Genomic DNA, 12,547 nt, shown 5'->3' with positions numbered 1-12,547 from the left:
GTTATTGGGTATAAATACGGGTAGAAATGATATTGAATTTTTAAATATAGGAGAAAATAATGACAGAAAAAATATTAACCTTGCTAAAAGAATTTTTAAAAAACAACAATATTGAGGACCTAGACATAGGTGAAATCATGAAATCTTTGTCAGTAGACGCTATAATGTCCATGATTTCAGGAAATGATGAGTATGTAGTCAAAAAAAGTGGCAACCTCGAAAAATTCAACGCAGATAAGCTTTCTAGATCAATAAAAAACGCTGCAGACATGGCAGGTATGCAATTAAATAGCTCTGATATTGCAATCATCCTAAAAGATGTGGCAGACAAATTATTTCATGGCGACAAAAAAAGACTTACAAGAACTAATGAAGTCAGAAATATAGTCATAGACACTCTATCAAACGAAGGCTTCTCAAAGATTCGTGACGCCTACGAAGCCTACGCCCAGAGTCAAAACTAATGTTAATTAAAATAATCTGCGTAGGAAAAATTAAGGAAAAATTCTACAAAGAAGCCTTGGCCGAATACGAAAAAAGGATGACCTCCTACAACAAGGTTGAAATCATAGAAGTCGCTGACGAGAAAGCTCCTGAAACCTTGTCAGAAAAAGAAATCGACCAAGTAAAAAGCGCTGAAGGCGAAAGAATTTTGTCTAAAATCAAAGAAGATTCCTTTGTAGTAACCTTGGAAATCGGTGGCAAGGCCCTAGACTCAATCAAATTTGCAAGGCTCATCCAAGATGAAATGCTAGATGGCTTTGGGAGAGACATGGTTTTTGTAATCGGAGGGTCAAACGGTCTTGGCGAAAATGTCCTAAAAAGATCTAATTACAGGCTATCCTTTGGTAAAATGACCTACCCCCACCAACTGATGAGAGTCATCCTAATGGAACAAATATATAGGGCTTACAGGATAATAAACAAGGAACCCTACCATAAGTAAATTTATTATTAAATGATATAGAAATGTCTCTTCGTTCATCCTGGTCCCACAGCTATAAGATCCCTCGTCAGTTCGCTACGCTCACTGTGGTCTCCTCTAGCCGACGGGCTGTATTCCCATTAGGGACGGCGCTGAGTGTTTCCCAACTCCCGAGTGCCGTCTCGAATCCTACGAAAGTAGGTGAGAGACCTTATGAATTAAGGAGAAGAACATTCGAAGCGTTCTTTCGATAAAACAACATCAGGAGAAATTATGTACCATTTTGTTTACATACTTACAACAAAATATAACAAAAGATTCTACACCGGCTATACAAACAACCTTATAAGACGTACATACGAACACAAAAATCACTTAGACAAGGGGAGTTTTACAGATAAGTACAATATAACCAAACTAGTCTACTACGAAATATTTGAAGACTACGAATACGCTAGAACGAGAGAGGATCAAATAAAAGACTACAGAAGAGAAAAAAAGATAAACTTAATAAACAAAATGAATCCAGATTGGGATGATCTTTATTATAAGATGATATAGAAGATTGCTTCGTTTATCCGTATCCCACAGCGATAAGGTCCCTCGTCAGTCGCTACGCTCCTTCTGTCGGGACGGCGCAGAGTTTCGAAACTCCCACAACGCCATCTCGAACGTCACCGAAGGTGGAGGAGAGATCTTATAAATTCGGGAAAAGAACATTCGAAGAAACATATTATCCTAAATCGATGAGATCCCTCGTCAGTTCGCTACGCTCACTGTGGTCTCCTCTAGCCGACGGGCTGTATTCCCATTAGGGACGGCGCTGAGTATTTCCCAACTCCCAAGTGCCGTCTCGAATCCTACCGCAGGTAGGTGAGAGACCTCCATCGTTCTCTATATCAAGGGTTCCGTTTATACATCGTTATTATTCCAAGCCTTTATAATTTACCAAAAAATTTCCGATGAAAAAGTGAACCTCATCTAGAGAAACCGATGGAGACCTCTCGTCGCTTTGCTCCTCGAGGTGGGTGTATCTTTACCCAAACTATTACTCTAAATATTATCATAAAATCTATACAATAAACAATATAACTTATCCGAATTCTTAGCAAACCCCAACCAAAAACCCCAGCCTGCTCTTATTTTTCGAGCCTTGACTGGGGTTTATCTTTTTTTATTAAATTTCTCTGGTGAAATCTTCTATTCTTACAAAAACTGGCATGCCTTTTTCATATACTTGCTTAACTTCCCCTGCTATTAGTGGGAGTGCGTAGGCTTGAATTTTTTTCTCTAGAGTTTTCTTATCAGTTAGCCATTCTTGTGGGATTTTCATTTCCCTGTTGGCAATTTCTTCTGGAGCGACTTCTGTATAATAAACTTCGTAAGCTTCGCCCTCTTTTCTCCTTAGGACTGGCACCAGGTTAGTCCTTGTTGTCCCAAGCTCTACAGCCTTATAGCCAAGCTTGTAAGCTTCCCTAGAGTCAGTTTCTGAAATCAAGGTATTTGATCTTTGGACAATATTTAATTCAACTGCCCTAGACTTGATTTTAAGCCTATCTCTAACAAGATCAGCGAGTCTTTGACCAACACCGGAAACAATTGGATGATTAAAGCCGTCCTTGGTATTAGTGAAGACTTCTTCAGACAAAATCCCGTCTACATCCCTAAAGCCCTCAGCTATAGCCACAAGTAAATTTTTCTCAGTCTTTAACGCATCTTTTATATCTCCCAAAAGCTCATCTATACTCATTTCGTCCTCTGGTATATACAAAAGATTTACCAAGTCCTTGTGGTAGTTGTAATTAGAAATCAAACTTGATGCAGCAAGCCAACCTGCGTGACGACCCATAATTTCAACGAAAGTTACGCTCTCAAGGTCATAAATATCCACATCACACCTTAAGCTCCTCAAGGTTGATGCTATATATTTAGCAGCAGACCCAAAACCTGGAGAGTGATCCATGCCTTCAAGATCGTTGTCGATGGTTTTTGGACAACCGATTACATTTATGCCATCAATTTTTTTGTAAGCTATGTAAGCATTTAGTTTTTTAACTGTATCCATGGAATCATTGCCACCAATATAGACAAAAAGTCCAATGTCGTTTTTCTTAAGGACATTAAAAATCTTCTCATAAACCGGGCTATCGAGGTCATCATTAAGCTTAAACCTACAAGAACCAAGTATAGAAGCAGGTCTTGCCTTGAGTTTTTTGGCCATATTTTCCTTTGTGAAAACCTCAGCGTCCACAAGTCTAATGTGCTCGTTTATAATTCCCTCGATACCATTCATTGAAACAAAAATTTTCTCAAAATCATTATCAATACCACTATCAATGACACCTGCCAAAGATGAGTTGATAACAGAAGTTGGCCCACCTGATTGAGCTACGATTAGATTCATTTATTCTCCTTATTCAATACATATTTTTCTAGATAATAAGCAATTCCATCTTCGTTATTTGTCTTTGTCACAAAGTCAGCTACATTTTTGACCGGCTCTACTGCATTGCCCATGGCAACTCCTGTGCCAGCCACCTCAAACATAGACATATCGTTCATTTCATCGCCAAAAACTATAGTGTCTTTAATATCGATGCCAAAAATTTTACAAGCTTCGATGATTGAAGAGCCCTTAGAAAGTCCCTTAGGCATCACCTCATAAAAAAACCTAGTAGACTTAACCTGCTCAGTCCTATCACCAAACTTTTCCCTAATCTTTGCACAAGGTTCATCAATCTTGTCAGGATCCTGGGCAAAAAGAAGTTTGTTTGGGGCAAAATCTAGGCTATCCCTAATATCCCCAACTCCCCTAACTTCCATCTTAAGCATGACACCCTCACGACTAGAATAAAAATTTTCCGCATCATCAGTAAAAATCACATCCCTATGAGGCGCTATGAGAACGAGGTCCAAAGACTTTGAAAGTTCGAGAATTTCCTTAGCAAGTTCAAAATCCATAGGATGGTTAGCAAGGATTTTCTCAGCCTTAAAATCATAAAGCTGGCCCCCGTTGTAGGAAGAAAGAATCCCTCCAAACTCATCAAAAGCCAAAGCCTTCGCCTGCTCCCTTAGTCCATAGGTAGGTCTGCCAGAGACAATCATCACCTCGTGACCTATCTTACTAGCAGCAATCAAAGCTTCACGAGTCCTAGCTGTAATCACCCCCTCGCTATTAACCAAAGTTCCATCAACATCAACTGCAATTAGTTTTTTCATACAACTCCTAACTTATTCTTAAAATTAAGACCTTACTTAATCCTAAAAAGCTCGTCCCCAAAATTAACAAGGCCAGACTTAAGAACATCAACCTTCTTAATAACTGGATTAGTAATAACAACAGGAGATTGGATATTCTTGCCACAAGACTTAATCTTATCAAGATCAAACTCAAGTAGCAAATCACCAACCTTCACCTCATCGCCAACTTTTTTGTAAGCCTTAAAACCATCTCCATCCATATCCACAGTATCAATGCCAATATGGATTAAAACTTGAAGACCAGAAGGATTTTTTATAGCCATTCCATGCTTGCCATTAGCCACAATAGTAACCTTGCCAGAGCAAGGTGCGTAAACCTTAGAGTCTGAAGGAACCATCAAAACTCCAGCCCCAACTATAGACTTGGAAAAAATAGGGTCTACACACTCAGTAATATCCAAAACCTCGCCCGTCATAGGTGCAAAAAACAATTTATCATCAAAATCAACCATAAAATCCTCTTTCTAAGTCAAAATATATAAAAGGGCAAAACCCTTATTCTTAATATGTAAAGTCTAGGATTAAACTCCTAGTCATACTATACCACAAAACGGCAAAATAGTTTTATCCGAGATGTCTTTTTTCTCACTCGCTCTCACTCTTTTATCGCTACATCTTTCAAATTATTTAATAATTAAAACAACTCGCAACAAAAAAATTTCCCACCAAAAAATCCGGCCTTGTTGCCGGATTTTCTTTTTTTATTTTAATTCTTCGCCACTAAAAGCGTCTATCAAATCATCTTTTACCCTATTCGCTTTTTCTTTGGCATCTTTAACAGTTTCTTGGACTTCTTTTTTGTTTTTTACCACTAAATATGCACCAGCGCCAACCATGAATGCTGCTTTTGCTAGTCTAGATATGATATTTGGTTTATTTTTGTATTTTTTATTAAACATTTTCCCTTCTTTCTCTAAAAGTGTCCAATAAGTATATACCCAATTTTAGTCTTCTCTAACAAGTGGCATTGACATACATCTTGGGCCACCTCTGCCTACTGTTAGGTTTGAAGAATCAAGTTTTAAAACTTCGTAGCCTTCTTTTTCCAAAACATCGTTTGTAACATTGTTTCTGTCATATACTACTACCTTACCCGGTGCAATGGCGAGTGTGTTAGACCCATCTGTCCACTGTTCACGAAGAGCTGCGATTGGATCTCCACCACCACATGGGATAAGTTTTACGTGATCAAGGCCAAGGGCATCCTTGAGTAGGTCTTGGAGACTCTTGTCTAATTGCTCAGATATTACTTCCCCGTCTCTTGCAGTGAAACTATAGGCGTGGAAGGTGCTCATGATGCCTGGATGATATGTAAAGGCATCGTGGTCGATTTGTGTAAATACAGTATCAAGGTGCATATAGGCTCTCTCAACCGGAATATTTACTGCAAGTACTTGCTTAACTTCATTATCGTCAGCAAGAATTAGGTTTGTTGCAAGCTTTTTGATCGCATCAAGCTCAGTTCTTTGGCTAATACCAACCATAACAAGGTTTTTATTGATATTTAAAATATCCCCACCTTCGATAGAATGGCCAGAAGTTCTTCCATAGAAGTCTCTAGTACCACCAAATTCCTTGTGATATTTGAAAATATAGTCAGCATAAATTGTTTCCCTACGTCTGGTCCTGGTGTGCATACAATTGATAGAAACGCCATTGGCTATAGAAGAGAATGGGTCTCTGGTGAAATATAGGTTTGGCATTGGATAGATGGCAGTGTAAGCCTCGTTACTAACAATCTTGTCAATATTTTTGAAGCCACCAATTTCCTTAAGGGTGATGCCTGACATAGTTTTTTCAACAAAGGCCTTAGTATCCTTAATAGACTTAAGAAAGGCTTCACTCTCCTTGTATAGGTTTTCGTTTTTAATGTTTGCTTCCTCTAGGTATTGGTTTAAAAATTTCTCACGAAGACCTTCGTTATCATCTAAGGTCTCAGTCATGAGGTCTTCAAGATAAACAACCTCTGCTCCATTATCCCTAAGAATTTTGGCAAAGGCATCATGCTCTGCCTGCGCCTTGGCAAGGTCTGGAATGTCATCAAACAAAAGTTCTTCAAGCAAAAAAGGTGTAAGGTTTAAAAGTTCCTCGCCCGGCCTATGAAGCATAACTTTTTTTAGTGTCTTGATTTCATTGTTAACGTTTACTTTTCCCATTTTCATCTCCTAAAGTAATTTTTTTAAAAAAAGGACTAGTGTTGGTATATCCACCAACAAAAGTCCTTATTATCAACCGATCACCTGACCAGTATCTTTAGATTTCGTTTTCCTGATATAATTATAACACTAAACTGCAAACATTGCAACAAATATTACGAATAAAGTCAAAGTTTTATATAAAAAGCTAACTTTCTCTCCAGGATAGGAGCAGTTAATTTTTACCTTAAAAATTTTACAACCGCCAATATCTGATTAAAAAAAGATTTTTAACAAAATTATTTTCTTAATCCCCAATATTATGTTATAATATTGTATTATCAAGAAAGGATTTATATGGATTATTTTTTTAGGACCACACCTGACGCCGGGTTCACTTTTAATATGCACTTGGTGCGTTTAGGTTTAATATTATTTTTATTTATCGTTTATAAATTTAGACAGAAAGCTTGGCTATTAAAGACCTTGCTAGTGGCTAGTATTTGCTTGCAAGGCGTTTTGTATTGGTGGTACACCCTTGACCATAATATTTTGATTATGGAAGGCCTTCCTCTTTACCATTGCAGGATAGCAGGTATATGCTTGCCCCTATCTTTCTTTTTGAAAAGAGAAAAGGCAAGAACATTTTTTGCCGACCTTGCCTTGGTGGGCACCCTCGTCGCCTTTGCAGTGCCAGACCCATCTAACTATGCTTGGCCACATGTAACTAACGCAACCTACATCCTAAACCACTACGTCCTCATGGCGTGTGGTTTGCTAGTAACTGTAAATTATAAAAAATCTTTACCAGTTAAGGATATAGCCATTAATTGCTTTGTCATCAACCTTATAATTTTCATTGTGGATTTAACTTTAAATGCCAACTATGGCTACCTAACAAAGGTGCCAATAGAATTTTTCGCTGGCTTTCCAGCTATCATAGTATTCATAGCCATGACCCTGCTAATGATCCTATCCCTAAGTCTTGTAGAAAAATTAAAAACCAGGCTCGGGACAAAAAAGTAGGTCCTCCTATATATAACTAGCCGGCTAAAAAAATATAGAAAGGAGAAAGAGGCTACTTTCTATTAGAAGATAATTTCACTTTAAAATCAAATAAAATTGCTCTAGCATCGGTCTAGAGCTTTTTTTATAGGAAAATTGAGATTAATAAAGGTTAATTTTCTTCTACTTGCTCACTTTGATATTTGCTAGCGATAAAGAAAAGTCAGTAAGTTTTGCCTCAAAATGACATATGGATATTGTAGAATTAATATCACAACTCGGTTTCCCTATCGTAATGAACCTTATCTTGATTGTTCAAATCAACGGTAAGCTTGATGAGATATTGAGGGAAATCAAAAAATAGGAGGAATATGACACAAGAAAAAATGATTGATTTTGCCCTCTCCAAAGTGGGGAGGGTGGCCTATTCCATGGCCTACCCTCAAAGACTAGGACCAGCCTTTTATGACTGCTCATCCTTCGTCTACTATTCGTTAATAGCTGGAGCCTACCTTCCAAAAGGCACAGCAATCGGCAACACCGAAAGCCTATATAAGCTAAAAGGCAAGGCTTTAATCGAAATATACACCTACGCAGAAGTCAGACGAGGAGACATCTTCATCAGAGGTATCCAAGGAAAATCACAAGGAGCAGGAGGACACACAGGGATTTTCCTCGCCAAAGACAGGATTATCCATTGTTCCTACAAGGCAAACGGAGTAACCATCACCACCATGCAAAACGGACTAAGATCTGTCCTCGACCTAAAAAGGTCACCAAGGGAAAGATACTTTAGACCAGTCACAAAGCCACATCAAAAAGCCCAGCAAATCATAGACTCAATTGGTATAGCTATCATAAAAGTCGCCACAAACGTAAGAACAGCCCCAACAATCCAAGCCCCCATAGTAGCCTGCTACTACCCAGGCGAAAGAGTCTACTACGACCAATTAATCGAAAACGAAAACTACACCTGGGCATCCTATATAGGAAGAGCAAGTGGGGAAAGAAGGTATGTGGCAATAGCAAAAGGAGCCAACTAGGCTCCTTTTTTCATGCCCAAAAACAGAAAAATAACAAAGATTTTAGAATAAATCAGACAAACAAAAATAACTTAGCTATATATTGATAAATAAAAAATAAGCGGGATGTAAATCTTATCTTAAGATTCCATTCCGCTTATTTTTTTATAAGTTACTCAACCTTTTAAGTTATAGGCTTATTTTATTTTATGCTTTTTCCTAAAATCCTAGATAAAACCTAGCAAATAAGGCAGCTGCAATAGCACCCACATATGGGGCAATACCCGGAATTGTTAGACCATATTGCCAGTCATTATCTGTTTTGTTTTTGATTGGTAGGAGGCTATAAGCAAGTCTTGGACCTAGGTCTCTGGCAGGATTCATAGCAAATCCTGTAGGACCACCCAATGCCATACCAATTGCCCATACTAATAAACCAACACCTATTGGCACAAAATCTGGTTGGTTTTTAACAAGACCTAATATTGATGATAAGAAAATAAAGGTTGCAAAAAACTCTACAAAGAAGTTTCTAGGAAGGTTTCTAAATATAGGGTTTGTTGAAAATATATTTCTTACCTTTACTGGGTCAATGTCTAGGGATGAATCAAATTGATCTTTGTATAGGACATAGCAAATCAAAGCTCCGACACATGCTCCCAAACATTCAACTATAACATATGGTATAAAGTAAGCCCATGGGATAAGACCTAGGATAGCTTGGCATAATGCCATAGCTGGGTTAATGCATACATCCCCAAAAACTACTAAAACTATAGTAATACCAAATCCCCATGTTGTGATGGCGAACAAGTGGCCTGAACCCTGGTATTTAGCCTTATTAAGTACCTCATCACAGTGAACACCAACACCAAATATAATCATAAGTGCAGTTCCTAAGAACTCTGCTATTAATTTTGAAATCATATACTCTCCTTAGCTCTTATTCTTCAACAACTACGCCCAAACCATCAGGAATAACAACTACCTTAGCATCTTTTCCCATTATATCAAAAGCTAATTTCAAAGCGTCATCCATAGTTCTAGCAAGTTGCATGTGCAAGTCAGTAACAAGTTTTTCATCTACTTGGTCAGATACCAATATTACATGATAGTGGGAAAGGATACGGGCAAAAATTTGAGAAGTCCATTGGTCTGGCACAGTTTCTAGTCTTGGAGTGTTAATAGCCATATCTTCAAATTCTTTAGCTTCTTTCACATCAGCAATATTGTGATAGAAACCTTCACCACCGTGGCCATCACCACAAGCACAACAGCTTATGATAACTCCACCTTCTTTAACAGTTGCTTCAGCAGCTGTCATACCCTTTACAGCTTGGTAAATATTTTGATCAAGAGGAGCACCACCATTTGTTGTAATAGCAATATCACAGTCAATCTTCTTAACGCTAGCAAGTTCTCTTACAAAATCACAACCCACCTTGTGAGCATCTTCCATATCGCCCGCAAAAGAACCGATGATTTCGTGCTTACCATTCAATACAACATTGATGATAAAGGCAAGATTTGCTTTTCTTGCTGCATAAACCATATCTTCATGGATTAAATTATGGTTTAGATTGCCAGTTCTTGAATGCTTATCATCTATAAATTCACCACTGTGGTTGGCCATGATTGTTTTATAAGAAGCGACCCCTGGCAAAACTGATTTTCTACCACCAGAAAATCCTGCGAAAAAGTGAGCTTCAATAAATCCTTCAGCAATCAACAAATCACATTCTGCAGCGATTTTATTAATTATGCAAGCTCCACCACTTGGAAGGGTGCCAATTTCTTTCATTGAACTGTCATCTGTGGATACGTGCATTACAATTTCTTCGTTGTCTACAATCTCTTGACCGTATTTATTTATTAATTCTTCCCTAGTTGATGGACGGTGGAAACCTGTTGCCACTAGAATACGGATGCGAGCATCAGGGTTAGCACTGCGAATCCTTCTTAGCAAAATAGGTGTAATAATTTTTGAAGGGACAGGACGAGTATGGTCTGAACTAATAATTACTATATCCTTTTTACCTACTACAAGTTCCTCGAGACTCTTTTGTCCGATTGGATTATCTAGAGAATCTTCAACCAAATCTTCTTGAGACTTACTAGCCACATAGTGAGTTTGTTTTCCTTCTAGTTTTCCTGCAAAGTTTTTATCTTCTAATACGACCTCCATACTTGTATGATCGTAAGGTACATTGATTTTAAACATTATAACATCTCCTATCATATTAATAATTATTCAACGGATAGATTATAACTTATTTTTTTACCAATATCAAGCTAATTTTTATTATTATTTGTAAGTAAAAGTGAATAAATTTCTAGACTCCTATGAATTTCAAAGTGTAAAACGTTTTTTGTAAATAAGGGATTTATGACTCATTCCATAATAAATATGTTTTATATTCATTTGATTATATATACAAAATTAAGACTGTGCATTAATATACAAAAATCCATCGAAATTTAGATACAATAATCCATAAACCAGCATCAATAAAAAATCTCCAAAAAAATATATAGATTAAGAAATGACTATAATAAGAGTGAAAACGAAAAATATTTAGCTATAGCTTAAAAAATCACCTAGGATGGTTTTAGGTAAAAATATTTTCCTGGCTAATGTTAAGTATAATTATAAACTTTGAGATTAACTTCTATCACTTGCACAAGAGATATATTTTCCCCTACCTTCTTTGCCCAACTTGCTTAAGAGGACAAAAAAACTCAAGGCATCACACCTTGAGTTTTTTCTTGGAAATATGATTGAATTATTTTTCTTCTTTGTCTTCTTTTTTTCTTGTCACAAATAGGCCTGCAATTGCAGTTCCTACCACTCCGAATAGGCCGCCAACTTCACTAACGCCAGTCTTTACATTTCTAGCGCCTTTATTGTCTTTCCTATTTCTCAATGGAGCTTCTCCCTCTGACTTAGATTTGTGAGGAACCATTACCGAACCTTTTTCAGCCTTAACAACTAGGTTCCTGTATGGAAGACTTGTCATCAAGCCATTGTCAAATGTTAAAACTACATTACCCTTATCGTCAAATTCTACCTTCTTGATATTTGGGTTAGCCTTCTTAATCTTATCCAATAGGCTCTTCTTTTCAGCCTCGGTCAACTTATCCAAATCCTTAACCTTGACCTTATCCTTAGGTATAACTACCTTAACATCCTCTGCTTTGCTTAAGACATCCTTAGCTGGAATCTTAGTTTTAGAACCGTCTTGGTTAGTGATCTCAACATTACCCTTATCATCAACTTCGACATCTTTAATGCCTGGATTCTTTTCTTTAATCCTATCGGCAATTTCCTTCTTCTCAGCGTCAGTAAGCTTATCTTTATCCTTTACTTCTACCTTGTCTATTGGTTGGATTGTATTTTTACTTTCCGCTTCTTTTAGGACATCTCCTGCAGGAATATTGGTCTTTGTGCCGTCTTTTTTGGTAACTGTTACATTACCCTTATCATCAACTTCGACACCTGTGATGCCTGGGTTCTTTTCCTTGATCCTATCGGCAATTTCTTTCTTCTCAGCGTCAGTAAGCTTATCTTTATCCTTTACTTCTACCTTGTCAATAGGTTTAAGAGAACTATCCTCATCAGCATCGCCACTGTCACCAGAACCAGAACCATCACTAATAGGTGGGATTACAGGACCAGTAGAGCCACCAGTAGAGCCACCTGTTCCAGTTGTAGCTTTTTCTTTAACTACATCTGATGCTGGAATTGTTGTTTCTTTTCCATCTTTTGTTACGACTACTGTACCATCAGCTTTAACTTCGATTTGATCGTCTGTTAATCCAGGGTTTGCTGTCTTAACTGCTTCTTTTACTTTTGTTTTTTCATCATCAGTTAATTGTGATTTGTTTGCTACTTCTGTAATTGCTGGTGCTTTTACATCTTTTGATACAGTTTTGTCTTTACCAATTGTCTTTGGTTGTTCGCCGTCTTTTGTAACTGTTACATTACCTTCTTTGTCTACTGCGATTTGATCGTCTTTTAGACCTGGGTTTGCATCTTTAACAGCTTTTTTGATTGCAGCTTTTTCTTCTGGTGTTAGGCTAGATGAATCTTTGACCACTACTCTTGCAGGGTCATTTAGACCTGTTTCTTTAGTTTTGTCTGACACTTTCACTGTTGATGGAGTGCCATCTTTTGGTGTTATTGTGATTTCAGAATCTTT

The 12,547-nt window shown here is 37.5% G+C and carries 13 protein-coding genes and 1 pseudogene; 6 read left to right on the top strand and 8 right to left on the bottom strand.

What is annotated here, in order from left to right:
- Positions 1-59: 59 nt before the first annotated feature.
- The 3 genes from HMPREF1630_RS03885 (at position 60) to HMPREF1630_RS03875 (ending at position 1,486) form a co-directional block, all read left to right on the top strand.
- The gene (locus HMPREF1630_RS03885) at positions 60-464 is read left to right on the top strand and encodes an ATP cone domain-containing protein (RefSeq protein WP_052039358.1); all 405 of its coding nucleotides are present in this window, start codon (positions 60-62) and stop codon (positions 462-464) included.
- On the top strand, positions 464-946 hold the full coding sequence (gene rlmH, locus HMPREF1630_RS03880; protein WP_037327294.1) for a 23S rRNA (pseudouridine(1915)-N(3))-methyltransferase RlmH: 483 nt from the start codon (positions 464-466) through the stop codon (positions 944-946). Before HMPREF1630_RS03885 ends, rlmH begins: the two co-directional genes overlap by 1 nt.
- Positions 947-1,198: 252 nt before the next feature.
- On the top strand, positions 1,199-1,486 hold the full coding sequence (locus HMPREF1630_RS03875; RefSeq protein ID WP_037327293.1) for a GIY-YIG nuclease family protein: 288 nt from the start codon (positions 1,199-1,201) through the stop codon (positions 1,484-1,486).
- A 616-nt stretch (positions 1,487-2,102) separates the two neighbouring features.
- On the opposite strand, the gene HMPREF1630_RS03870 is transcribed toward HMPREF1630_RS03875, so the two are convergent.
- The 5 genes from HMPREF1630_RS03870 to HMPREF1630_RS03850 form a co-directional block, all read right to left on the bottom strand.
- A complete protein-coding gene (locus HMPREF1630_RS03870; RefSeq protein ID WP_037327291.1) occupies positions 2,103-3,329 on the bottom strand; it encodes a diphosphate--fructose-6-phosphate 1-phosphotransferase in 1,227 nt (408 codons plus the stop codon).
- A complete protein-coding gene (locus HMPREF1630_RS03865; protein ID WP_037327290.1) occupies positions 3,326-4,144 on the bottom strand; it encodes a Cof-type HAD-IIB family hydrolase in 819 nt (272 codons plus the stop codon). Before HMPREF1630_RS03865 ends, HMPREF1630_RS03870 begins: the two co-directional genes overlap by 4 nt.
- A gap of 32 nt (positions 4,145-4,176) precedes the next feature.
- The gene (locus tag HMPREF1630_RS03860) at positions 4,177-4,638 is read right to left on the bottom strand and encodes a PTS sugar transporter subunit IIA (RefSeq protein ID WP_037327287.1); all 462 of its coding nucleotides are present in this window, start codon (positions 4,636-4,638) and stop codon (positions 4,177-4,179) included.
- 249 nt (positions 4,639-4,887) lie between these two features.
- Positions 4,888-5,085 carry a hypothetical protein gene (locus HMPREF1630_RS03855; RefSeq protein WP_037327284.1) on the bottom strand — a complete coding sequence of 66 codons (198 nt, stop codon included), beginning with the start codon at positions 5,083-5,085 and terminating at the stop codon, positions 4,888-4,890.
- A gap of 45 nt (positions 5,086-5,130) precedes the next feature.
- Positions 5,131-6,342, bottom strand: coding sequence for an arginine deiminase (locus HMPREF1630_RS03850; RefSeq protein WP_037327281.1), 1,212 nt, complete (start codon positions 6,340-6,342; stop codon positions 5,131-5,133).
- Positions 6,343-6,678: 336 nt separating this feature from the next.
- Between HMPREF1630_RS03850 and HMPREF1630_RS03845 the strand changes: the two genes are divergently transcribed.
- The 3 genes from HMPREF1630_RS03845 to HMPREF1630_RS03840 all read left to right on the top strand — a co-directional run bounded on the left by HMPREF1630_RS03845 (position 6,679) and on the right by HMPREF1630_RS03840 (position 8,369).
- The gene (locus tag HMPREF1630_RS03845) at positions 6,679-7,347 is read left to right on the top strand and encodes a YwaF family protein (protein ID WP_037327279.1); all 669 of its coding nucleotides are present in this window, start codon (positions 6,679-6,681) and stop codon (positions 7,345-7,347) included.
- A gap of 229 nt (positions 7,348-7,576) precedes the next feature.
- Positions 7,577-7,690, top strand: coding sequence for a YvrJ family protein (locus HMPREF1630_RS09625; RefSeq protein ID WP_231549506.1), 114 nt, complete (start codon positions 7,577-7,579; stop codon positions 7,688-7,690).
- 7 nt (positions 7,691-7,697) lie between these two features.
- Positions 7,698-8,369 (top strand): peptidoglycan amidohydrolase family protein, encoded by a 672-nt coding sequence (locus HMPREF1630_RS03840; protein ID WP_037327277.1) that lies wholly within the window; start codon positions 7,698-7,700, stop codon positions 8,367-8,369.
- Positions 8,370-8,567: 198 nt separating this feature from the next.
- Here HMPREF1630_RS03840 and larD read toward each other — a convergent pair whose 3' ends face one another.
- The 3 genes and pseudogenes from larD to HMPREF1630_RS09495 all read right to left on the bottom strand — a co-directional run.
- Positions 8,568-9,275: a D/L-lactic acid transporter LarD gene (gene larD, locus HMPREF1630_RS03835; protein ID WP_037327274.1), complete on the bottom strand. Its 708-nt coding sequence runs from the start codon at positions 9,273-9,275 to the stop codon at positions 8,568-8,570.
- Between the two features lie 16 nt (positions 9,276-9,291).
- A complete protein-coding gene (gene larA / locus HMPREF1630_RS03830; protein WP_037327270.1) occupies positions 9,292-10,569 on the bottom strand; it encodes a nickel-dependent lactate racemase in 1,278 nt (425 codons plus the stop codon).
- Positions 10,570-11,131: 562 nt separating this feature from the next.
- Positions 11,132-12,547 (bottom strand): annotated as a pseudogene (locus tag HMPREF1630_RS09495) (GA module-containing protein); the annotation flags it as partial.

This window comes from Anaerococcus lactolyticus S7-1-13, from assembly GCF_000758765.1.
GTDB lineage: Bacteria > Bacillota > Clostridia > Tissierellales > Peptoniphilaceae > Anaerococcus > Anaerococcus lactolyticus.
This window is presented reverse-complemented; position numbering and strand designations above follow the sequence as displayed.

Excerpts from the sequence above, each read along its gene's own strand:
- HMPREF1630_RS03885 (WP_052039358.1), top strand. The coding sequence starts at position 60 with ATGACAGAAAAAATATTAACCTTGCTAAAAGAATTTTTAAAAAACAAC.
- rlmH (WP_037327294.1), top strand. The coding sequence starts at position 464 with ATGTTAATTAAAATAATCTGCGTAGGAAAAATTAAGGAAAAATTCTAC.
- HMPREF1630_RS03875 (WP_037327293.1), top strand. The coding sequence starts at position 1,199 with ATGTACCATTTTGTTTACATACTTACAACAAAATATAACAAAAGATTC.
- HMPREF1630_RS03870 (WP_037327291.1), bottom strand. The coding sequence starts at position 3,329 with ATGAATCTAATCGTAGCTCAATCAGGTGGGCCAACTTCTGTTATCAAC.
- HMPREF1630_RS03865 (WP_037327290.1), bottom strand. The coding sequence starts at position 4,144 with ATGAAAAAACTAATTGCAGTTGATGTTGATGGAACTTTGGTTAATAGC.
- HMPREF1630_RS03860 (WP_037327287.1), bottom strand. The coding sequence starts at position 4,638 with ATGGTTGATTTTGATGATAAATTGTTTTTTGCACCTATGACGGGCGAG.
- HMPREF1630_RS03855 (WP_037327284.1), bottom strand. The coding sequence starts at position 5,085 with ATGTTTAATAAAAAATACAAAAATAAACCAAATATCATATCTAGACTA.
- HMPREF1630_RS03850 (WP_037327281.1), bottom strand. The coding sequence starts at position 6,342 with ATGGGAAAAGTAAACGTTAACAATGAAATCAAGACACTAAAAAAAGTT.
- HMPREF1630_RS03845 (WP_037327279.1), top strand. The coding sequence starts at position 6,679 with ATGGATTATTTTTTTAGGACCACACCTGACGCCGGGTTCACTTTTAAT.
- HMPREF1630_RS09625 (WP_231549506.1), top strand. The coding sequence starts at position 7,577 with ATGGATATTGTAGAATTAATATCACAACTCGGTTTCCCTATCGTAATG.
- HMPREF1630_RS03840 (WP_037327277.1), top strand. The coding sequence starts at position 7,698 with ATGACACAAGAAAAAATGATTGATTTTGCCCTCTCCAAAGTGGGGAGG.
- larD (WP_037327274.1), bottom strand. The coding sequence starts at position 9,275 with ATGATTTCAAAATTAATAGCAGAGTTCTTAGGAACTGCACTTATGATT.
- larA (WP_037327270.1), bottom strand. The coding sequence starts at position 10,569 with ATGTTTAAAATCAATGTACCTTACGATCATACAAGTATGGAGGTCGTA.